17 protein-coding genes are annotated in these 21,765 nt (G+C 63.4%); 9 read left to right on the forward strand and 8 right to left on the reverse strand.

Going from position 1 to position 21,765, the window contains the following annotated elements; translation table 11 throughout:
• Positions 1-8 precede the first annotated feature (8 nt).
• From NATTI_RS0105715 to NATTI_RS0105745, 7 genes are all read right to left on the reverse strand, one after another.
• Positions 9-1,697 (reverse strand): bacterio-opsin activator domain-containing protein, encoded by a 1,689-nt coding sequence (locus tag NATTI_RS0105715; RefSeq protein WP_006089012.1) that lies wholly within the window; start codon positions 1,695-1,697, stop codon positions 9-11.
• Complete coding sequence (locus NATTI_RS0105720; RefSeq protein ID WP_006089011.1) at positions 1,694-2,158, reverse strand: response regulator; 465 nt, start codon at positions 2,156-2,158, stop codon at positions 1,694-1,696. The genes NATTI_RS0105715 and NATTI_RS0105720 overlap by 4 nt, the downstream gene beginning before the upstream one ends.
• A complete protein-coding gene (locus NATTI_RS0105725; protein WP_006089010.1) occupies positions 2,151-5,048 on the reverse strand; it encodes a PAS domain-containing protein in 2,898 nt (965 codons plus the stop codon). Before NATTI_RS0105725 ends, NATTI_RS0105720 begins: the two co-directional genes overlap by 8 nt.
• Positions 5,049-5,184: 136 nt before the next feature.
• Positions 5,185-7,431 carry a type B DNA-directed DNA polymerase gene (locus NATTI_RS0105730; protein ID WP_006089009.1) on the reverse strand — a complete coding sequence of 749 codons (2,247 nt, stop codon included), beginning with the start codon at positions 7,429-7,431 and terminating at the stop codon, positions 5,185-5,187.
• A complete protein-coding gene (locus NATTI_RS0105735; RefSeq protein ID WP_006089008.1) occupies positions 7,428-7,748 on the reverse strand; it encodes a hypothetical protein in 321 nt (106 codons plus the stop codon). The genes NATTI_RS0105730 and NATTI_RS0105735 overlap by 4 nt, the downstream gene beginning before the upstream one ends.
• The gene (locus tag NATTI_RS24920; protein WP_006089007.1) at positions 7,748-8,479 is read right to left on the reverse strand and encodes a hypothetical protein; all 732 of its coding nucleotides are present in this window, start codon (positions 8,477-8,479) and stop codon (positions 7,748-7,750) included. Before NATTI_RS24920 ends, NATTI_RS0105735 begins: the two co-directional genes overlap by 1 nt.
• 407 nt (positions 8,480-8,886) lie before the next feature.
• Positions 8,887-9,909 carry a Cdc6/Cdc18 family protein gene (locus NATTI_RS0105745; protein WP_006089006.1) on the reverse strand — a complete coding sequence of 341 codons (1,023 nt, stop codon included), beginning with the start codon at positions 9,907-9,909 and terminating at the stop codon, positions 8,887-8,889.
• A 1,425-nt stretch (positions 9,910-11,334) separates the two neighbouring features.
• Between NATTI_RS0105745 and NATTI_RS0105760 the strand changes: the two genes are divergently transcribed.
• Together NATTI_RS0105760 and NATTI_RS0105765 are read left to right on the forward strand one after the other, a co-directional pair.
• A complete protein-coding gene (locus NATTI_RS0105760) occupies positions 11,335-11,799 on the forward strand; it encodes a hypothetical protein (RefSeq protein ID WP_006089003.1) in 465 nt (154 codons plus the stop codon).
• Positions 11,800-12,252: 453 nt separating this feature from the next.
• The gene (locus NATTI_RS0105765; protein ID WP_027119070.1) at positions 12,253-12,570 is read left to right on the forward strand and encodes an RPA12/RPB9/RPC11 RNA polymerase family protein; all 318 of its coding nucleotides are present in this window, start codon (positions 12,253-12,255) and stop codon (positions 12,568-12,570) included.
• Positions 12,571-13,033: 463 nt separating this feature from the next.
• On the opposite strand, the gene NATTI_RS0105770 is transcribed toward NATTI_RS0105765, so the two are convergent.
• Positions 13,034-13,678: a helix-turn-helix domain-containing protein gene (locus NATTI_RS0105770; protein WP_006089001.1), complete on the reverse strand. Its 645-nt coding sequence runs from the start codon at positions 13,676-13,678 to the stop codon at positions 13,034-13,036.
• 86 nt (positions 13,679-13,764) lie between these two features.
• Between NATTI_RS0105770 and hutU the strand changes: the two genes are divergently transcribed.
• From hutU to NATTI_RS0105805, 7 genes are all read left to right on the forward strand, one after another.
• Positions 13,765-15,513, forward strand: a complete 1,749-nt coding sequence (gene hutU / locus NATTI_RS0105775) for a urocanate hydratase (protein ID WP_006089000.1) — start codon at positions 13,765-13,767, stop codon at positions 15,511-15,513.
• The gene (gene hutG, locus NATTI_RS0105780; protein ID WP_006088999.1) at positions 15,510-16,463 is read left to right on the forward strand and encodes a formimidoylglutamase; all 954 of its coding nucleotides are present in this window, start codon (positions 15,510-15,512) and stop codon (positions 16,461-16,463) included. Before hutU ends, hutG begins: the two co-directional genes overlap by 4 nt.
• Positions 16,460-17,776, forward strand: coding sequence for an imidazolonepropionase (hutI, locus tag NATTI_RS0105785; RefSeq protein WP_006088998.1), 1,317 nt, complete (start codon positions 16,460-16,462; stop codon positions 17,774-17,776). The genes hutG and hutI overlap by 4 nt, the downstream gene beginning before the upstream one ends.
• Positions 17,773-19,410, forward strand: a complete 1,638-nt coding sequence (locus tag NATTI_RS0105790; protein WP_006088997.1) for an HAL/PAL/TAL family ammonia-lyase — start codon at positions 17,773-17,775, stop codon at positions 19,408-19,410. Before hutI ends, NATTI_RS0105790 begins: the two co-directional genes overlap by 4 nt.
• 159 nt (positions 19,411-19,569) lie before the next feature.
• Positions 19,570-20,499 carry a GNAT family N-acetyltransferase gene (locus NATTI_RS0105795; protein ID WP_193787781.1) on the forward strand — a complete coding sequence of 310 codons (930 nt, stop codon included), beginning with the start codon at positions 19,570-19,572 and terminating at the stop codon, positions 20,497-20,499.
• Between the two features lie 209 nt (positions 20,500-20,708).
• Positions 20,709-21,095: a hypothetical protein gene (locus NATTI_RS0105800; protein WP_006088995.1), complete on the forward strand. Its 387-nt coding sequence runs from the start codon at positions 20,709-20,711 to the stop codon at positions 21,093-21,095.
• A 221-nt stretch (positions 21,096-21,316) separates the two neighbouring features.
• Positions 21,317-21,667, forward strand: coding sequence for a hypothetical protein (locus tag NATTI_RS0105805; protein ID WP_027119071.1), 351 nt, complete (start codon positions 21,317-21,319; stop codon positions 21,665-21,667).
• Positions 21,668-21,765 lie beyond the last annotated feature (98 nt).

The following is a 21,765-nucleotide window of genomic DNA, read 5'->3' on the forward strand; positions in this document are numbered from 1 at the left end:
GCCGCGCGTTACTCCCCGAGCACCGAATCGAAGAACTTCCGTTCGGCCGTCCGGAGGTGCTGGTTGAACGTTGCCGGCGCGATGCCGAGTCGCTCCGAGATCTCCTCGCCGGTACTCTCGCGGGGCCAGTCGAAGTAGCCCGCGAAGTAAGCCGTCTCGAGGGCCGCGCGTTGCTTCTCGGTGAGGTCGTCCTCGAGTACCGAGTTCGAGCCCGAATCACTCCGGTCGCTTCGCTCGCTGGTGCGCTGGGCGAGGTAGGTGACGTCGTCGCGCTGTTCTTTGATGAGTTCGATCATCTGGCGGGTGTCCCGGCCCCGGGAGAGTTCGACGACGAAGCGGAACTCGCCGTCGTCGATCGTCGCGGACTGCACCCGGCCCCCGTGGGTCGCGATCGTCTCGAACAGCGAGACGGCGGCCGGCGCCACGAGTTCGAACTGGAACTCGTCGCGTCTGGCCGAAAGGAACCGGACCTCGCTGAAGCCATCGGTCTCCGCGATCGTCTCTTCGAACGTCCCCTGATCGATACCGTAGGCCGAGCCGTAAGCGAGCAGCGTCTCGTCGCCCCGGATCAACTGCTCGAGTTCGATCCGACAGGAATCCTCGGTCGAGAGCTGGATCAGCGGTTTGGCAAGTTCGTCGACCCGGAACTCGAGTTCGATGACGGCGTCGCTGACGAGAGCATCCTTGCGCTCGATGGCCGTGATCGCGTGGGCGACGACGTCGCCGATCCGGGCGAGGATCGTCGTCTCCGGCCCCTCGAACGCGCGCGGTGACGACGAGTAGACGTTCAACACGCCATAGACGAGGTCCTCGTGGGTGATCGGAATCGCCACCGAGGACTGGTAGCCGCGCTCGAGTGCCGCATCGCGCCACGGCGCGAACGAGGGATCGTCCGGCACATTGTTCGCGACCTGGACCGAGTTCGTTCGAATGGCCATTCCGGACGGTCCCTGCCCGGTTTCGTCGTCTTCGTCGACGCTGATCTCGACCGAATCGAGGTAGCCGTCTTCGACGCCTGCTGCCGCCTTCGGCACCACTTCGTCGCTACCCGGGTTGACGCCGCCGATCCACGCAAATCGGTAGGCGTCGGACTCGGCGAGGCGGTCGCAAACGCGCTGTTCTAAGTCCGCTCGCGTCTCAGTCGTGATCACCGCGTGGGTGATGTCGTGGCCGATTCGGTTGAGTCGGTTGAGCGCCTCGAGTTGCTCGCGCTGGCGCTGGCGTTCGTGTTCCTGTCGGGCGCGCTCGATCGCGTGGTGGATCGTTCGGACGAGTAGCTCGCTCGTCACCTCGTCTTTGACGAGGAAGTCCTGTGCGCCGCGTTGGATCGCCTGCACGCCGACCTGCTGGTCACGGACGCCCGTCAAGACGACGATCGGCGTCTCCGCGGTCGCCGCGTGGACCGACTCGAGGGTCTGGAGTCCCTCGCTGTCGGGGAGGTTCAGATCGAGCAAGACGACATCGGTAGCCAGCTCTTCGAGGGTCTCGAGACCGTTCTCGAGTCGCGTTTCGCGAGTGATCTCCGGCGTTCGTCCCGCCGACTCGTCCGGACTAACACGTTGGGCGAGCTCTTCGGTCCCCCGCAGCATCTCCTGGATGAGGCGCGCGTCGCCGGGATTGTCCTCGATCAGGAGGACCTCCAGCGTCTCGCTCTCGGCGTCGGCGTCGGTTTCGGTCTGCGCGTCTGTCTCGCTCATGCCTGATCACCCTCCGGCGGCAGTCGAACGACCGAGAACCAGAACTTCTCGAAGGCGCGGACGGTCTCGATGAAGTCGTCCGGATCGACCGGCTTCGTGAGGTAGGCGTTGGCGTGGAGTTCGTAGGATCTGACGACGTCCTCTTCGGCCCGAGAGCTCGTCAGGACGATCACCGGAATCGATCGTAGCTCCGAATCCCCTTTCAGCTCCTCGAGGACCTCCTCGCCGTCCTTTCGAGGCAAGTTGAGATCTAGCAAGATGAGGTCCGGTCGCGGCGCGTCGTCGTACTCACCGCGCCGGTAGAGGAACTCGAGGGCCTCGTTCCCGTCGGTGACGACGTGGAGATCGTTCTCGATACGGCCCTGCTTGAACGCCTCTTTGGTCAGTCGAACATCCCCCGGATTGTCCTCTACCAGGAGGATCTGTGCCGGTTCCGGTTTGAACGGTCTCGTATTACTCATTGGTGGTAAATGTGCCCGTCGGTTCAGTCGTCGCCTCGGAGTCCGGGGGTTCCGGAAGCGTCACGGTAAACGTCGCCCCCTCGCCCGGCGTCGAAGTGACGCGAATGTCGCCGTCGTGTCGCTCGACGATGCGCTGACAGAGTGCGAGTCCGATCCCGGTGCCAGCGTACTCCCCGACGCTGTGCAGGCGATCGAACACCTGAAAGATGCGCTCGGTATTGACCGGGTCGATCCCGATCCCCCGATCGCGAACTGAGAGACGCCACTCTTGTCCGTCCTTCTCGGCGAACACGGATATACGTGGGGCCTCCTCGCCGGAATACGTAATCGCGTTGTCCAGGAGGTTCTGAAACACCTGGCGGAGCTGGCCGGGATCGCCGTACACCTCGGGGAGCGACTCCACCGTGATGTCGGCGTCGGTCTCCTCGATCCGCACCTCGAGGTCCGTCAACACGTCGTCGACGACGGCCTCGCAGTCGACGACCTCGAAGGGATCGCCCTGCGTGTCGACCCGCGAGTAGGCGAGCAGGCCGTCGATCATCTCCTGCATCCGTCTCGCACCGTCGACCGCGTACGCGACGAACTCCTGGCCATCGTCGTCGAGTTCGTCTGCGTACCGCTGATCGACGAGCGTCAGGTAGCTCGCGACCATCCGCAACGGCTCCTGGAGGTCGTGGCTGGCTGCGTAGGCGAACTGTTCGAGTCGCTCGTTCGACTCCTCGAGTTCGTCTACGAGCTCTTCGAGCCTGCGCTGGTCCGCCCGTCGATCGGAGATATCGCGACCGATTCCGGTCAGGACGGGGCTGCCGTCGGGGTTCTCGAGCGCGCTCGCGATGAACTCGTAGGGGATCGTCTGGCCGTCTTTGGTCACGACGTCGGCTTCGACGCGAGTCTGCCCCGTTTCGAAGACCTCCTGAATCGCGTTTCCGATCCGTTGCTGGTCCTCGCCGTCGAAGAAGTCGAGCGGCGTCATCGAGTCGACTTCGGCGTCGGAGTAGCCCGTCACGGCACACAGCGTCTCGTTCCAGCGCTGGAACGAGCCGTCCTCGCCGACGACGTAGAAAACGTCGTCGACCGCGTCCAGGATGTCGTCGGTGTACGCCTTGAACCGCTCGAGGCGAGCCTCGCGCTCGCGGAGTTGCCGTTCCTGCTCGTTGCGCTCGGTGACATCCTGGACCATGATCATCCCGGCGAACACCTCGCCACGGTCGTCTTCGACCGGCACCGTGTGGGCGAGCCACTCCCGGCCGTGGATGCCGTACTCGAAGCTGGTCCGCTCGCCCGACAGCGCGGCCTGAAAGTTCGACTCGAACGTCTCTAGCGTCTCGCCGTCGTACCGATCGTAGATCGTCTGTCCGACGACGTCGTCGATCGAGATGTCGATCTCCTCGAGGATCCGTCCGCCACCGAGCGTGTATCGAAGCTCCTCGTCGAACAGCGCCACGATCCCGTTGGGGAACTGTTCGACGAGCGTTCGGTAGCGCCGTTCGCTCTCCTCGAGTTCGCGCTGGTGGTGCTGGCGCTCGAGTTCGTAGCTGAGCCACTGAGTGAGCAGTTCGACGAAGCTCCGCTCGGCGGGCGTAAACGAGGTCGAACGGGGGGCATCGTCGGCGAAACACAGCGTGCCGTAGGGCTCGCCGTCGACGCGAAGCTGCCCACCCAGATAGCTGTCGAACTCCCACTTCTCGTAGGCGTGATCCTCGCCCCACCCCTCGACGGGCGCGTTGGTGAGCACGAGTAACTCGTCTTCCTCGATCGTACGTCGACAATAGGTGTCCGATAGCTGTGTCACCGATCCGGGCTGTAACCGCTCGTCGTCGCCGCTGGAGTGAACGACCTCGAACCGGTCGTTACGCTCGTCGATATCGGCCATGAACCCGACCTCGAGCCCCAGCCGTTCGCGGCCGAGGTCGAGCAGTTCCCGCGTCTTCTCGTCGAAACTCAGCTCGCGATCGGCCGTGATCGCGTACAGTCGCTGGAGCGTTCGATTGTTCGCCTGCAGCTCGCGCTGTGTAGCGTCGCGGTCGCTGACGTCCCGAAAGGAGATCGACAGCCCCGTCTCGGAGGGGGAGGCGTTGACTTCGAGCCAGGTCTCGAGCGGCGGGTAGTACTCTTCGAACGTCGTCGGTTCCTGTGTCACCATCGCCCGCCGACACTCCCGTTCGAACGTCGAGTCGACGGTCGCCGGGAACGCTTCCCAGAGGGTCACACCGATCAGTTCGTCGCCCTCGCGCTCGGTTAGCTCCCGCGCTCGATCGTTGACGTAGGTGACTCGCCAGTCGGCATCGAGACCGATGAACGCGTCCGTGAACCGACCGATAGTCGTCTCGAGTTCGGTCTCGAGGCCCCGACGCACCCGCAGGTTCTCGATCGCGGATGCGAGGACAGCCGCGACGTTCCGAACGAACGAAAGCTCGTGATCGGCAAACTCCCGGCGTTCGGTCGTATATACGGCGAGGATGCCCCACGGCTCGTCCCCGTCGGCGTCGGCGTCGATACCGACGCTAACGGCGCTCGTGACGTCGTGGCTGGCGAGCAACGTCGACGTCGAAAGCCGGTCGCTCGCCTCGACGTCGGCGGCAACGACCACGTCATCCGTCTCGAGCGTGCGTCCTGCCGGAACGTTCGCGCCGGTCGAAACCGTCTCCGAACCGACGGCACCGTCTCGCCAGCCGACACCCTGTCGGAGGACGACCGCATCGCGATCGCGGACCACCTCGAACATCCCGCAGTAATCCACCTCGAGCGCATCCCGGACGGCGGCGCCAGCGTCTACGAGTAACTCGTCGAAATCGGACGACTCGAGGGCCCGTTTCCCGAGTTCGGCGATGACCTCCTGTTGCCGGATGCGAGATCGAAGCTGTCCTGTCGGCGGGTCGGAGGTTGCCATAATCGATTGCTATTCACAAGTCGGCTGACGTGCATAAATGTAGTGCTCGAACTCACCGTCTGTGGCCAGAGTCACCGGCTCTGGACAGTCTCGAGCGGCGACGCGACCGATGGCTGGTCCTGCAGAACCGTCCCGATCAGTCGACGAAGGCGGACAGCTCCAGAAGCCGGCCGTCGCGTAGGGCGCGTCGAATCCGGGTGCGGTCCCAGCCGAGCGGCGAGAGGACGCTTTCGCAGGCCCGCACGAGTTGGCTCGCGTAGAAGTCGGTATCGTATTCGCCGCCCGCTTCGAAGGGGAGCCGAACCCGCTCGGGACCGCGTGCGTCGTCGTCCGCGACGACGTACCGGACTGACTGGCCGGGCTGGCGGTTGATTCCGCGGCGCTCGTATCGCTCGAGCGCCGCCACGGTCCGCGTTCGCTTTCGGTACGCCGACAGCGGCTTCGATACCCGGGTCGTGATCTCGAGGGTGCTCAAATCGACGTCACCGCGCCGAAGCGAGCCGAGTCGACGCTCGAGAACGTCGCAGACGGCTTCGGGCTCGCGCTCGCGGTCGAGCGCCTCGACGAACGCACGCTGGCTCTCGGCGACGAACGCCGGGGTACTCCGCTGGCGGAGCTCGATGCCGCGGAATTTGTACGTGCCCAACTCTCGCTTGCCGAAGTACTTCGTGAGCGCACCCGCCGATCCGGATTCGAACGCCCCTGTCCCCTCATCGTCTCCGTCCGGAATTGACTCGCGCAACGGGACGAAACAGACCCACTCGTAGCTGCCGTCGTGCTCGAGCGGGATGCCGACCTGCGCGGAGACGCGGTCGATCACGTCCTCGAGCGACTCCGGATCGACGCCCTCGCGCGGCGTCACCCAGAGGCTGTCGACGATCCCGTGGACGATTCGCCAGCCCGCGTCCTCGAGTCGGCGTTTGGCCGTCAGCGCGATGTCACGGGCGTAGGCGTTGATGGCCTCGTGACACTCGATTCGGCCGTACTTGGCGTTGCGATAGCCCTGATAGCCGAACGAGGAGACGAGGACCCACTTGATCGCGCCCGATTCGGCCCGGAGCCGGCTGGCCTCCGGTTCGGCCGGATCGTCGGCGAGTCGGTCCTTGATCGCCGCACGGTCCGCGAGCAGGGGCCCGAGGACGGCGGGGAGAAAGGCCGTATCACCGTCAACAGCGTCGGAGACGGGCTCGCAGACCTCGTACCCGAGCTCCGGCACGCGGTGGCTATCGTCGACGAAATCCCCCGCATCGTGGGCGCAGTCGACCGTCTCCGGGCTGATCCCGTGCTCGCAGATGATCCGCGGGTAGAGCGACGCGAAGTCGATTTCGTGGACGTCCTCGTGGAAGCCGACTTCGGGTTCGAAGGTGAACCCCCCTCGATCCGCCGCGTGCAGCGTCCGCACGTCCGAAAACCGCTCGGGCTCCCACTTGTTCTGCGGCGCGAGGACCGCCCACTCGCGGCGAGCGAGCCTGATTTGACGCGAGGTCAGCAGCGTGCCGATGCTCCCCCAGGCGGTCTCCTGTAAGGGACGAGCCGTCTGCTCGACCATGTACTCGAGCCCCGCCAGCCCCGACTGGTTCCAGAGGAAGCTGTTCGAGGTGTCGACGATTGCCCGACCCGGAACCTGATACCGCGCCGGCGAGTGACCGACCCGACCGTAGCTCTCGTAGGTGGTCTCGCCCGCTAACTGCGTCCAACCCGGCGTTCGTCCGAGGTGGAACTCGTCGGCTTTGAATCCCAGTTCCGACGCGCGTTCGGCGAGCAGCGGAACCAGGTCGCCGTGGCTCACGACGAGGACGTCCGGATCGTCGTGCTCGAGGCGGTCCCGGAGCGTCTCGAGCACCGATTGCGGATCACCGCCGCCGTCCGTATCAGCGACCGACTCACCCTCGATTCGGAGCGCGGAAACGTCGCCGGCGGCCAGCGAGTGATCCCCGAGGTCGAGCCGCAACGTCCGCAACTCCCGCGTCGGCGTGGGATCGATCCCGCGGTCGAGACAGTACCGAAAACCGGGCTCGAGATCGACATCGAACAGTCGGAACGTTCCCGGCGCGTGGGTACCCGACTCGTGGACGCCGCGGATCTCGCGGGCGAGTTGACGAACGTCGTCGACGCGCTCGCAGTCGACTCGCAATACCTCGCTTCGCTCGCCGACGTGGGCTTCGTGGAGGTCCGTCGCCCACCGCTCGAGTCGTGTCTCGGCAACCTTGGGGTCGACCTCAAGGCGCGCACGCAGGTCCGCGAGCGAATCGTCGGGTCCCGAGACGAACAGCGAAGGCGTGTAGTCCTCGACGAGCGTCGAGTCGGCACCCATATCGGTCAGTTGCCACTCCCGGACGGTGCCGTCCTCGAACTCGAACGCGTACGGTTCCGGTCGGCTCATTCGCGGTCGGCACCTCCGTCCGTCGTCCGTTCGTCTCGCGCCTCGAGTGCCGTCCGGTCGTCGCACTGCTCGCACACCTCGAGTTCGGCCCGCAGACGACGCAACTCGACCTCATGGGCGAGCGCCAGCGACAGCAACAGCGCGCGTTCGGGATCCGTCGGGTTCGCGTAGCCCGCCGCGTCGGCGAACGTGCGGCCCCGATCGAACAGTCGATCGAAGTCTGCCTGGTACTCCCGGCGCAGCGCGCGGCGCATCGGTTTCCACTCGGACTCGAGTCCCCGAAGCGCGTCGCGGTACGTCGGGTTCGTTCGCCCCATCAGAGCGTCACCTCGAGGAGTCCCCGGTCGTGGGCCTCGACGACGGACTGAACCGCTGACGCGGAGCCGTAGAGGTCGACCCAGTAGGGGATCGTCGTCTGCCAGTGGGTTCCGTGCCAGTAGCCCGCCGTCTCGTCGATGGCGGCTCCCGTTTCACCGTCGTCCGTCGGTTCTTCGTCCGAGCGTTCGAGTCGAATTCCCTCACGCGTGCGGACGCATTCGATGGTCGCGGCTGCGTACTCCGCGACTGTGGCAGCGCGACCATCGTCGGCGCTCGTCACCACGACGGGACAGGAAAGCACGCGGCCCAGTTCGGCGAGCGTCTCGAGCGACGCGGCGAGCAGGTCCTCGCGCTCCCAGTCGGGCAGGTCGGCGTCGTGATACAGACTGGCGACGTTCGGCGCGACGATCAGCTCCGTTTCCGGCCCCACCCGGCGCGTGACTCGCCGGATTAGCGAGTGGTGCTGGTAGGCCGTAAACGCCCGCGCGATCCGCAGCGGCTCCAACGCTCGGTCGTTCGGGACGCAGTCGTAGAGCACCTGCGTCGCGGCCGTGTTTCGGGCGTCGATCCAGTAGGCCATCGGGTTCGTTTCGGAGTCGCTCTCGGCCGCGGGTTCGGTCAGTCGAGCTCCGACGAGTCGATGCGGGATCGTCGATCGCGGTGACGGCACCTCGAGCAGCGTCAGTCCCGGCTCGAACTCGAGTCCGAACACCGGTGAGTGAGTGTGCATGGACGGAGACTCGAGCGAGAGACCGATAAGCGACGGAGCACCGTTTCCGAAATTCCGAAAACAAGCAGGAATCGGCTAACAGGTCCGGACGTACTCGTTTCGAGAGGAGTAACGCCGCCCAAGGACGATTCCGAAATCCGAAACGGTGGTCGGTTCGGCGACGCTGTGACGGTTTTGTCACTATACTCTTTACCGGTGACGTAGCCGGTGGGAGCGCCCGCGCAGTGTCTCTCCGGAACCACCACCTTCCGTCCGCTCCGCGGGTTCTCGGTCGCGTACGAGACGTCCTTTCGCAACCGTTCCCGGTCATTTCAGCGATCGGTGCACTGATACCCTTCGTATCGTGATGATGGGTATCCCACTCACACTGGCAACGAGTACGTACTGACGCGATAGCCGAGACCCGTCTATTCGCGGTCGACCGCGTCGTCGTCGATAATTCGGTAGGTCCGCCCGCGGCGTTCGCCGACGGCCTCGATCAGGTCGTAATGGACCATCTTCGTCAGGTAGTTGCGCAGCGTGCGGTTCGTCTTCGGGTCGGTGACCCGCCGCTCGTACTCGTCGTAGAGGTCGCCGGGTTCGATCTCGCCGACGTCCGCGACGATATCGTACAGCACCCGCTGGTGTTCGATCAGCCCCTCGACGGTTTTGCGTCGGATCGCCGTTCGCGCGTCCGGAATCGCCGCCTCGAGCACGTCGTCGGTCACGCACTCCTGGCCCTGCTGGCTCGCTCGCCGGGCCGCCGATCGCAGGATCCCGATCCCGACCCTGGCATCCCCAGACGCGGCGTCGGCGATCGTTCGCAACTGCTCGTCGCTGACACAGCCTGGCTCGAGGGCCTTGTCCGCCCGTTCCGCGAGGATGGCCGTGAGTTCCTCGGTGCCGTAGCGATCGAACCGAACGCGGGTTCCAGCACGGAGCCGCGACCGCACCCGATCGTCGAAGCTCGCGAACAACTCTTCCTCGCGGTTGGCGATCAAGACGAGCGAGACGTGACTCAGTCGGTGGAGATCGTACAGCGCTGCGGTCTCCTCCAACTGGTCGACCTCGTCCAGAATGACGACGATTGGGCGGTCGTCCGTCTCGCGCAGTCGGCCGAACAGTTCGTCCTTCGGCGTCGATCGATGGATGTCGAACGTCCGCCCGACCGCCTCGAGAACGCTGTAGAGCACTCGGAATCGGGTGTACTCCTGCCAGCAGTTGACGTAGGCGACCTCGACCGCGGGCTCCTGTTCGCGGAGCTGAGCGAGCGTGTAGCGGGCGATGCAGGTCTTTCCGACGCCCGTGGGTCCAAAGCAGAAGGCCGGATCCGCCCGTCGGCCGTACAGCAGCGGCTCGAGGGACTCGGAGAGGAGGTTCACCTCGTCGTGGCGGTGGACCACCTCGCTGGGCACGAAATCCTCGCGCAGGACCCGGTCGTCGACGATCACAGCCGCTCTGTTCTCCGTGGACCGTTGTAAACGGTGGCGTCCGGCTTCCGAAACTTCCGAAAGTGATTCTGTATCGCACTATGAGATTTATTGCAGACCTTCGGTCCGATTCGGATCGAATTTCGGCCTCACCTGGAGCGTCACAAGGCGATAAATCGGCCTTCGGCGACTGCAGCCTCGAGTACACTGCTCGTATCGGGGTTGGCACAGCCGGGATGTGAGGATAGGCCTCCGTCGACGCCAAAAGCAAGAATCGCGAGCGACGACTCCGCGCGACTGCTACGCGACCGAACCCAGACGAGAGATTCGCTTCTCGAGTCGGAACCGACGGCAGCCGTCGTTCGTGAATCCCAACACGGCGATCAGTAGCAGTACCTTGGGTGAGTCGGTCCACGCGCCGAAGGTGATGTCGTGTCGTCCCGACTCGAGTGGTATCCTTCGGTGGGCAGTGGAGTGTCCAACGCACCCCTCGAACCCCGGAGTCGAGGCGTTCGAACGGGTGTTGAAAAGTGCCGATCCGAGAACGGGTATCGAGTTCGACCACGAGTCCACGTCTCGCGCGCGTATGGGACATTGATGGACACCCCTTGGGTACCACAAGTTCTACCGGCCGACGAACCACCGGTTAGCTCGGTTCTCGAGTCGACCCCGAACGGACGAATCGAGCTGTGACCCTCGCAACCATCGAGGCTGTTCCGACCGCGGAGTCGTTCGAGTACCTCGAGCAGTTTTCGAGTTGAGCGGCTCGGCCGAGCGGAACTCGCGCGGCGAACGGATCGACCGGCAACCGACTTCGAGACGGTCGTTCCAGCTGCGGCCGTATGCGCTCGGACTCGAGAAGGGGCGCGAGCGACACCAGTGATTCGAGGATTGAAACGGCGGTTCAATCGGTCTGAAGGGGTGATTTCCGTAAACGAGAGTACTACCTCAAGAAATAAATTGAATACTGCTATATCAAATGCAGCGTTCTGTAGTTCAGAATGCTCGGTATCTGCTGTACGGGATCTCCATTTTCCGACCAAATCACTCGACTTTCACCCGAATATTCTGCTGAAAAACTATCGTATGACTGTCAAGAATAGGTCTACGATCAAAATCGCGTGAAAATCGAGTAGCAGCGTACTGATGGCTCTACGCGGTCAGGCGAATGCGAGAATCAATGAACGGCTATATCAGCCGTGTCAACTGCCGATTGACGAATCCGATAAATCGTTGCGCAGTTATTCGTGGTTTCGGCCGAAACTCTACATCGAGCCCGGTCTGTACAAGGAAGTCAACCATCAGCCAAGCGTTGTACAGGAGGACTGCGAATCCGAAATGGAACAGCCGCACGCTGAAATCCTTCGACGTCGTCCACACATTGCACGGAAATATATAGTGCTTGCACCATCAAACACTTTACTTAAATAGCTATTATTTGAACACATGACTCGTTTCATCACCGATCTTCGACTCCAAGTAGTTGAAACCGCCTCAACGATTCCGACATATTATATACTCTTCTTTTTTGCCCCGATAATGAAGAGCTGGCAAGAGATGGATTCAATAATTAACGAGGCAACGGGTTGGATGTTATTTCTAACATTTCTCTGTGGGGTAGTCCCGATGGTTGTTATCACCATTATAAACGGTGTTAGATACCAATTTGATGTTGGGTCTGTCAACCAAATTGATATTATATTAGTAGTGGCCTATGTTTTCGGGGTTTTATTAATGCTCGTTTCTGGGGTTACGGACTCGACTGGGGCAGAGATTCTACAAGAGCATATTGTATTATTCACTGGCCTCACTATCACCTCTGCAGCAACCGTACTACTTACGTTCGTTCTCCTCGGACGACTTTCACACACCACGATACAGATATTCACTTCAGATACCTGGGAGCGATAACAAGTTATCACTGTGCTTTATTAACCCAAATCGGGTCAGATTACCCAACCGTCGTGTATGCACAAAATAAATCGTGTTCCGATGTCTCATAGTTGTCGTACTCAACATCAAACGTGGAATCCCGTTCAGCAATCTTGGCATCCGCAACTACACCAGCGTTTGACTCTAACGAAGTAGCGATAGTAACAACTGAAACGATGTACACACCGATCGCATAGCTGTCGTGCGATCGGGTGTGCGCTGACTTCCAGTGGCCACTGTAGCTGGCGAAATGATGTGTGAGTTGTTTGTTGAAACGGCTATTCGGCAGCCGGTAGCTGACGTTTCCGTTTTGCGTGCTCTCGTCGCACGATCACGTCATGACGCCTTAGTGAATGACCGTCACAGCTCGATGATTTCTAAACATAGTTGAATTAAAAACCTATATCTGCCACGTGCGTAGATTCATTTACAATGCAATTCTGCGACGAGTGTGGTTCGATGATGCACACGGAGGGCGACACGTGGGTGTGTCGCTCTTGTGAGCACGAGGAGCCGCGGGAATCGCAATCGGAAGCGGCGATGGCGACCCGGGAGGGGCAGCGGGACGACGGGGCACCCGCCGTGGCTGACGCAACCCAAGGCCCCACTGAGACGATGCAAGAGCCCTGTCCAGCGGACGACTGCGACAGCGACCGAGCCTACTACGAAATGATGCCGAAGCCGGGCGGTTCCTACGAGGTTCGGCTGTTAACCTGCGTCGAGTGTGACCACAAGTGGCGCGAGTCCTGACGGCGCATCTCGCGACCCTCTCTCCTTAAATACGCACAGGCTCTCATCCTCATTCCTTCCGTAATGTCAGCTGGTTCTTGTGGTTGCTTTCTCAGGAGAAGAAATTTCCCGTCTGCTTCATCGTTAACGTCAAAACTCGGTGCATCAGCAGAGCTCTCGATATGTTCTCCATTATCTGATTTACCGCCTAAATCGTCAGAGTCAACAGATCCTGCAGTAACTACCAGACAGCTTGTTACACCGCGGAGAAGAATGCGCTCCTCCATGCAGATGTATAATCCAAGTGGGTGAGAACCGCGAATAGTGCGATCAGTGTATAAACCGTTTCAGTTGGTACAATAGATCGGTTCAGCCGACTCCCGGCGTCATCGATCACACAACAGCAAATCGAGACGTTGTAGCCACCATATCGCGAGAAAGGTAACTGAGAAGTGAGGTTGGCCGTCTTCCAGAACGAATCAGACTACAAATACGCAGCGAACGCGTCGGCGAGTTTCGCTTCGGCGCGTCGCAGGTGGTGTTCCGCCGTCCGGCGGCCGATGCCGACCGCGTCTGCGAGTTCGCTGGTCGTCGTTCCCCGCGGGATTTCGTAGTAGCCACGCTCGTGTGCGAGCAAGAACACCTCTCGTTGCCGGTCGGAAAGGGGCGGTAAGACGGCGTTGACCGAAAGCACCGGCGTCTCGGATTTGATCGTGGACAGTTCCTGTTTCGACTCGACGACGACGCTGTGGGCGGCCGAAACGTCGCTGTAGAACCCAGTCAGATTCGCTGCGTCGAGTGCGAGAACGCGAACGATCTTGGAGCCCTCCGCGTATCGAAGCGGGGGGAAGAGCAGACAGTCGTTGGCCGCGAGGTGCGGCTCGATCGCGTCGTCCGCGTAGTGTTTGAGACAGGCCTCCGTGATGACGGTTCGATCACTCTCGTTTTCGATCTGCTCGCGGACGCCGACTTCGGAACGAACGTGCTCTACCACGTCTTCCTGGCACTCACCGGTGATATGGAGCAGATCGCAGTGGTCGTTACACCAGAGTTCGATGCCGGTATCGGTTCCGGCAGTCGAACTCGCATACGGACTGTCGCTCTCGATGCGGAACACGGCCTTATACATAGGAGGGGGCATTCTCACCCGAGAACTTAAAGGGATTTCCAAAGGGAGCATCCAGATTATCACTCTTAGGAATGGTATGCAGACACATGGATGAGCAGCAATCGACGGACGACGCCGAACACGGAGTCGGGTCCCCGTCCACGCAGTGGCTCGAGTATCAGGGTGCTCCCACCGGGACGGATATCGAGTGCAACGGTTGGCGGCAAGAGGCCGCCCTCCGGATGCTGAACAACAACCTCGATCCGGAGGTCGCCGAACGACCAACGGATCTCGTCGTGTACGGCGGGACCGGTCGTGCAGCCCGAAACTGGGATGCGTACGACGCCATTGTCGACGAACTCCGATCGCTCGAGGACGACGAGACGTTACTCGTCCAGTCCGGGAAGCCGGTCGGACGGTTCAAGACGCACGAACGCGCGCCGCGGGTCCTCATCGCGAACTCCAACCTCGTCGGGAAGTGGGACGATTGGGATCACTTCCACGAACTCGAGGCGAAGGGGCTCATCATGTACGGCCAGATGACCGCCGGATCGTGGGCGTACATCGGAACGCAGGGAATCATTCAGGGGACGTTCGAGACGCTCGCCGAGGCGGCCAGACAGCACTTTCCCGACCGAGACGGGCTTCGAGGAACGATTACCGTGACGGCCGGGCTCGGCGGGATGGGCGGTGCACAACCCCTCGCCGTGACGATGAACAACGGCGTTTGCATCGCGGCCGAAGTCGACGAAGACCGAATCGACCGACGGATCGAGACCGACTACTGTATGACGAAGACCGACGACCTCGACGAGGCCATCGAACTGGCACGAGAGGCCGCGCGAGCGGACGAGTCACTCTCTATCGCCCTTCACATGAACGCAGCGGACATGTTCGACGGGCTACGAGAACGAGAGTTCGTCCCCGACGTGGTGACCGATCAGACGAGCGCTCACGACGAACTCGAGGGCTACTACCCGTCGGGGTACACCGTCTCGGAGGCCGACGCGTTACGCGAATCGGATCCGGACCAGTACGTCGCGGAGAGTCTCGAAACCATGGAGCGCCACGTGGAAGGGATCCTCGAGATGCAAGATGCTGGCGCGGTCGCCTTCGAGTACGGGAACAACATCCGGGGACAGGTCCAGGAACACCGAGACGTAGCGAACGCGTTCGACTTCCCGGGGTTCGTTCCGGCGTACATTCGGCCGCTGTTCTGTCGCGGAAAGGGCCCGTTCCGCTGGGTCGCCCTCTCCGGCGAGAAAGCGGATATCCACCGAACCGACGAGGCCGTCAAGAACCTGTTCCCGGCGAAAGAACACCTCCACCGCTGGATCGACCTCGCACAGGAGCGGGTTTCGTTTCAGGGACTTCCCAGTCGCGTCTGCTGGCTCGGCTACCAGTCCGGCGACGACCCCGACGGGCTGACCGAACGGGCGAGATTCGCGCTGCGAATCAACGAACTCGTGGCGAGTGGCGAACTGGCAGCGCCGATCGTGGTCACGCGCGACCATCTCGACGCCGGCAGCGTCGCCAGCCCGAATCGGGAAACCGAAGCGATGAAAGACGGCTCCGACGCCGTCGCCGACTGGCCCATCCTCAACGCGCTGCTCAACGCGTCCGCGGGAGCCGACATCGTGAGCGTTCACGACGGCGGCGGCGTCGGGATCGGGAACTCCCTGCACGCAAACAATCACGTCGTCCTCGACGGTTCGGAACTCGCGGCCGAGAAGGCGCGACGCGTGTTCACGACGGATCCCGGAATAGGCGTCGCTCGCCACGCCGACGCCGGCTACGAGGAGGCACTCGAGGAAGCGGCCGAGTCGAACGTCCACGTCCCGATGGAAGAGCAGTGACGCAGCCACGCCACTCCGTCTGGGAGTCGCCATCGAGCGATCCCAACGACGAGACGATCGGTGATATCGTCGAACCGGCGGATATGAGCGAACTGGACGCGTTCGATGCCGTCCTCGTCGGCGAGCCGTTCGATGCGGCTGTCATCGGACGCGAGGGTGCCGGCGACGGGCCGGCGGCCATCCGCGAGGCGCTCGCCGGCGTGAAAACGCACCACTTCGAGGGCGGCCCGATCGCCGCTCTCGGCGACTACGGTGACGTACAAGCGTCGGCTACCGACCTCGAGTCCGTACGCGAAGCGGTCTCAGCAGTCTCCCGGACCGTCCACGACTCGGCTGCGACTCCGGTCTTCCTGGGCGGCGACAACTCGCTGACGGTCCCGAACGTGCGGCCGCTTCTGGACCGTCGCGACGTGGGCGTGATCAACCTCGACGCCCACCTCGACGTCCGGGAGGGACAGGGGACGCCGACCAGCGGGACGCCGTACCGCGAACTGCTCGAGTCCGGCTTAGCTACCTACACGTGTGTCGGCGCGCGCCACTTCGAGACCTCGACCGTCTACGCGGAGTACCTCGACGAACAGGGTGGAACGGTCATCACGGCGGAAACGGTCGGTTCGGATCTCGAGGAAGCGATTCACCGCACACAACAGTCCGTTAGGGCAGTGGATTCAGTCTACCTTAGCATCGACTGTGACGTCCTCGACGTCGCGTACGCCCCCGGCGTGAGCGCACCGACGCCGGGCGGACTCGCGTCGCGTGAATTGTTCCGGTTCGTCCGCGACCTCGCGAGCCACGATCGCCTCGCCGGCGTGGAAATCGTCGAGTGTGCACCGCCCCTGGACGAGGGAGGAAAAACGGTCGACGCGGCGGCTAGAGTCGTCGCCCACGCCCTGTCTGGGATGACAGCCGAAACTGAGCCCGCCGCGGCCGCGGGAGGTGGGTCACGATGACCGATGTCGATACCGTCGTCTACGGCGCAACCGAACTCGTCACCGGGCCGGCCGCAGCGACGACGGGCGGCGACCATCCCGGGGGCGACGGCGCTCCTGCAATCCCGGACGCCGTACTCGAGCGCATCGAAGACGGGGCGGTCGCGATCGCGGACGGCGAGGTCGTCGCGGTCGGACCGACGGAGGACGTCGTCCGCAAATATCCACCGGAGAACGCGGCCGACGCGGTCGATGCGAGCGGCAAGACCGTGTTACCGGGGTTCGTCGACAGCCACACACATGCCGTCTTCGCCGGCGATCGGTCCGACGAGTTCGCCGCCAAACTCCGCGGCAAGCCCTATCAGGAGATTCTCGCGGACGGCGGCGGGATTCTTCGAACGGTTCGGGCGACCCGGGACGCGAGCGAAGCGACCCTCCTCGAGAACCTGCTCGAGCGCCTCGATACGATGCTGGCGAGCGGCGCGACGACGGTCGAGGTGAAATCCGGGTACGGACTGGAGACGGAGACCGAGCGAAAACTTCTCGAGGTTGTCGAGCGGGCCGACGACGAACATCCCATCCGGCTCGTCCCCACGTTCATGGGTGCCCACGCGGTTCCGGAAGCGGCGGAGACGACCGCCGATTACGTCGACCGCGTGATCGAAGAGCAGTTACCGGCAGTCGCCGACCACGCAGTCTTCTGTGACGTGTTCTGCGAGGAAGACGTGTTTTCGGTGGCGGACTCGCGACGCGTGCTCGAGGCGGGACGTGAACACGGACTCGAGCCGAAGATCCACGCCGAGGAGTTCGCCCATCTCGGCGGGAGCCAACTCGCCGCCGACCTGAACGCCGTCAGTGCGGACCACCTGCTGCAAGCGACCGACGAAGACGCGGCGGCACTGGCGGACGCGGGCGTCACGCCGACGCTCTTACCGGGTACGGCGTTCGCGCTCGAGACGGCGTACGCGGACCCGCGACGGTTCCTCGCGGCGGGCAGCGAAATCGCTATCGCGACCGACTTCAATCCGAACTGTTACGCGCCGGGGATGGAGTTCGCGGCGACGCTCGCCTGCGTCGGCATGGGGCTGTCGCCGGCGGAGTCGATCCGAGCCGGCACCTACGGCGGCGGCATTGCCCTCGGTGCGAACCACCCGCAGATCGATGCGGTACCGGGCGACTGCGGAACGCTCCGCGAAGGCGGGCCTGGCGACCTCCTCGTACTCGACGCGCCGTCACACGCCCACGTCCCCTACCGATTCGGGGACTCGGTCGTCGAACACGCGTTCGTCGCCGGCGACCGCGCGTACGCCTTCCAGTCGGGGGTGATCCGATGACGATCACGCTCGACGGCGACTCGCTGACGATCGAAGACGTCGTCGCCGTCGCGCGGGACGAGCGACCGGTCGAAATCAGCGACGAAGCCCGCACCCGCGTTCGCGAGTCCAGAGCGCGCGTCGAAGATATTCTCGAGGCCGGCGATCCGGTCTATGGCGTTAACACCGGGTTCGGCGAACTCGTCGATACGCAGGTCCCGGAGTCGAGGGTCGCCGACCTTCAGACGAATCTCGTCCGGAGCCACGCCGCGGGGGCGGGTCGAGAGCTTTCCCACGAAGAGGTTCGAGCGATGATCGTCACCCGGATCAACGCCCTCCTGAAGGGGTATTCGGGGATCAGACTCGCCGTCGTCGAGTTGCTGGCCAACCTGCTCAACGAGGGCGTGTATCCGGTGGTTCCCTCGCGTGGCAGTCTCGGCGCGTCCGGGGATCTCGCGCCGCTTGCCCACCTCGCACTCGTTCTCATCGGAGAGGGCGAAGCGGATGTCGTCGGAGACGGGAACAAAGACGACGGCGAAAAACGGAATGGGGACGAAAGCGACGACGCCGCAACCGAAACCAGCGAACGGCTCTCCGGCGACGAGGCGCTGGCGGCGGCCGAACTGGAGCCGGTCGACCTCCAGGCGAAAGAGGGGCTCGCCCTTATCAACGGGACCCAGCTAACCCTGGGGATCGGCGCGTTACTCGTCGTCGACGCCGAACGGCTCTGCCGTGGGGCGGACATCGCTGGGGCGCTCACGACGGAGGTGACGATGGGAACGACCGCCGCCTGCGCCGAACCGGTTCACGACCTCCGACCGCATCGCGGCCAGTCGGAGAGTGCACGCGCGGTCCGCCGATTGACCGCGGAGTCCGACGTTGTCGAATCACACCGCAACTGTGACCGCGTTCAGGACGCGTACTCGATCCGGTGTCTCCCGCAGATTCACGGTGCCGTTCGCGACGCCGTTTCCCACCTCCGGGAGGCAGTGTCGATCGAACTCAACAGCGTCACCGACAATCCGCTGGTGTTTCCTCGCGCCGACCTCGACGACCGGGCCTCGGGAACGGAGCGCGCCGCAGTCGTTTCCGGCGGGAACTTTCACGGCGCCCCGCTCGCACACCGACTCGATTATCTCGTCGCAGTACTGACCGACCTCGCCGCCGTCTCCGAGCGGCGCATCGACCGAATCGTCAACCCCAACCTCCAGGAGCCACACCTTCCGCCGTTTCTCGCCACCGATCCGGGCGTCGAATCCGGGCTCATGATCGCACAGTACACCGCCGCCTCACTGGTGGCCGAGTGTCGAAGTATTGGCCGCGCGGCGACGGACAACATCCCCGTCTCCGGCGGTCAGGAAGACCACGTGAGCATGAGCGCGACGGCCGCGATGAACGCACAACGGGTGCTCGAGCGCACTCGACAGGTCGTCGCGGCGGAACTACTTTGCGGAGCGGAGGCCGCCGAATACGTGGACGAAGCGCTCGGAAATGGGACGAGTGACGCCCACGAAACGGTTCGGGAGGTCGTCCGACCGCTGTCGGGGGATCGACGGCCCGACAGAGATCTGGCGGCGGTCGAAACGCTGATCGAGACCGGATTGCTCGCGACGGCGATCGACCAACAGGGAGGAGAACGGAACCGGGAACGGTAGTGTCGTTCCGCGGTGCGGACACAACGTCGAATTAGCGAGCGGGCGTGGGTTCGAACTCGAGACGAAACGGTCGGCGAAGTCGAGGAAGCCCGTATTTGGATGCGGGCGACGGACGATACGGGAAGCATAATTATGTCGTCCGTCGGCGGCGATGGTCGTATGAGCGTTCATCCGACGTTTTCGTTCGACGACGAGATTCAACGAACCGTCTACGAGTACGTCGAGCGAAACGGTGCCGTCACTCCCGGCGAGTTGGCGCGATCGATCCGAATCGATTCGGGACCGACGCAGTCGAAACCCGCGCGGTCGGGGTCGTACACCGGATCCGAGTGCCTCTCGATGGATGACCTCGAATCCTGTCTGAACGCGCTGAAAACCGAAGGGTATCTAACCGAGACGAACGGAAAGCTTCGAGTCTCTCTCTCGGCAACGGCGACCGAGTTCGACCTCGAGGACGGCACGGTAAGCATCGGGCCGGCGCGGGAAGAAGACCGAGTCGGCATCATCGAGACCATGCGCGAGGTCGCCGGCGAGGAAACCTACATTGTCGCCGAGAACGTCGCGACCCAACTCGACCGAGAGTCGGCCCTCATTCGGGCCAACGAGGAACACTCGCGGGCGATTTTCGTGGCAACGTTCGACCCCGAACCCGCGACCGACGCCGACGCCCGCACTGACGCCGAGACGGATGACGACGAGCGCACTGTGACGAACGAGGACTCACCGTCGAACCGAACGGTCGCCGGCTGGCTTCACGTCGACGCGCCCGAACTCCCATCGCTTCGCCACACCGCCGAACTGACCGTCGGCGTCGATCCGAAGTTCCGGCGGCGAGGGATCGGCTCGTCGCTGCTCGAGTACGGCCTCGAGTGGGCCGACGGTGCCGGCTACCAGAAGCTCTATCAGAACCTCCCGACGACGAACGAGGCTGCGATCGAGTTTCTCGAGGCCAACGGTTGGCAGCGCGAGGGTGTCCACGAGGGCCAGTACTGCATCGACGAGGAGTTTGTCGACGAACTGATGCTGGCGACGTGGCTGGAGGGAAACGATCGGGCACTGTTCGCTGAAAAGTCGCAACTGAACCGGTAGACACACACCGGAATCGCCACCTCTGCCGATAGTCACGTTCGCCATGTCACGCGTCTTCGAGTTGGAGTCCGCAGCGACGAACCCCGACGCTTGCGGCGGGACGGAATCGCGTGAGCACAGTTTCACAACCGGCGACGACAGCCGGCCGAACCCCGGAAAGACATTGTCGCAGCCGTAGTTTCTTGCCGGTCCCCGGTCTATTACGACTCATGGACGAGATATCACTCGGCGTACCGAAACCGGTGCTCGATCGACTACCAGCCGATGAGGAGAACGTCGCAGCGGACATGCAGGAAGCGGTTGTGGGCTGGGAGCAACGCTTGAACCGAGCGATCGAGGACGCGGCGGACGACCGCGAGGCGGCGGCTCGCGTCCTCGAGGCGATCGATCGCTTCGAACAGCGCCACGAGACCTACGACGACCTCGTGCCGGAACTGCGAGCGTGGGGCCAGTCGCCGATCTACGCGATCGCGTGGCGGACGCTCTACGCGGACGTAATCGCGCAACTGCACGCACACGAGGAACTCGGCGAGCACCTCGACCGAGAGCGAAACGCCCGACTGGTCGAAGACGGGATTCGGTTGCAGGATCTGTAGCGATCGGCCGGGAGGCGGGTGCCAAGCGCGAGCGACTCGCGGATCGCTGTCGCAGGCGGCGGCGCATGCGCTCGGTCGACCACTCGCTCGAACAGCTGGGGCGGATCGACGACGATATCGAGGGACAGCCGTGCCGTTCGTCGCGGACGAACTGCCGAACCCGAACGAAAGCACGTGCGGACAGACCAAGCGTTCAAACCCTCGCGGTCGGTAATGAGTGTATGGAGTTTGCAGTCTCGCGGGACGGAACGACGTTCGTGACCCTCCACGGGGGAAGCGACACGACCGCCCGCGACGGAGCGACCGAGGAACTCGCAACGACGCTCGAGGCGCTCGAGGCCGACGGAACGATCGCGGACTGGTCGGTCGACGACGCCAACGTCTACGAACACCCCACCGGCCCGTTCGACCCGTACACGGTCAGCGTCGCGTTCTCCGTCACCGTCGCGATCGAGGCCGACAATAGCGAGGCGGCGGCGGAAGCGGGGTCCAGTGCGATCGACGAGGCCCTCGAGGCTGCGGAGGTCGACTCCGTCACGTACACGTCCTCGCCGGCGGCCTCGGCGGTCTGATCGCCCCTGCCGTGCTACCCGACTGAGTCCGCGATCGATCGGTCTCGGTGGCCATCTCGCGCGTTCGAGCCCGGACAGTCGGCCCGGACGTACGACGC

This window comes from Natronorubrum tibetense GA33 (assembly GCF_000383975.1).
Lineage (GTDB): Archaea > Halobacteriota > Halobacteria > Halobacteriales > Natrialbaceae > Natronorubrum > Natronorubrum tibetense.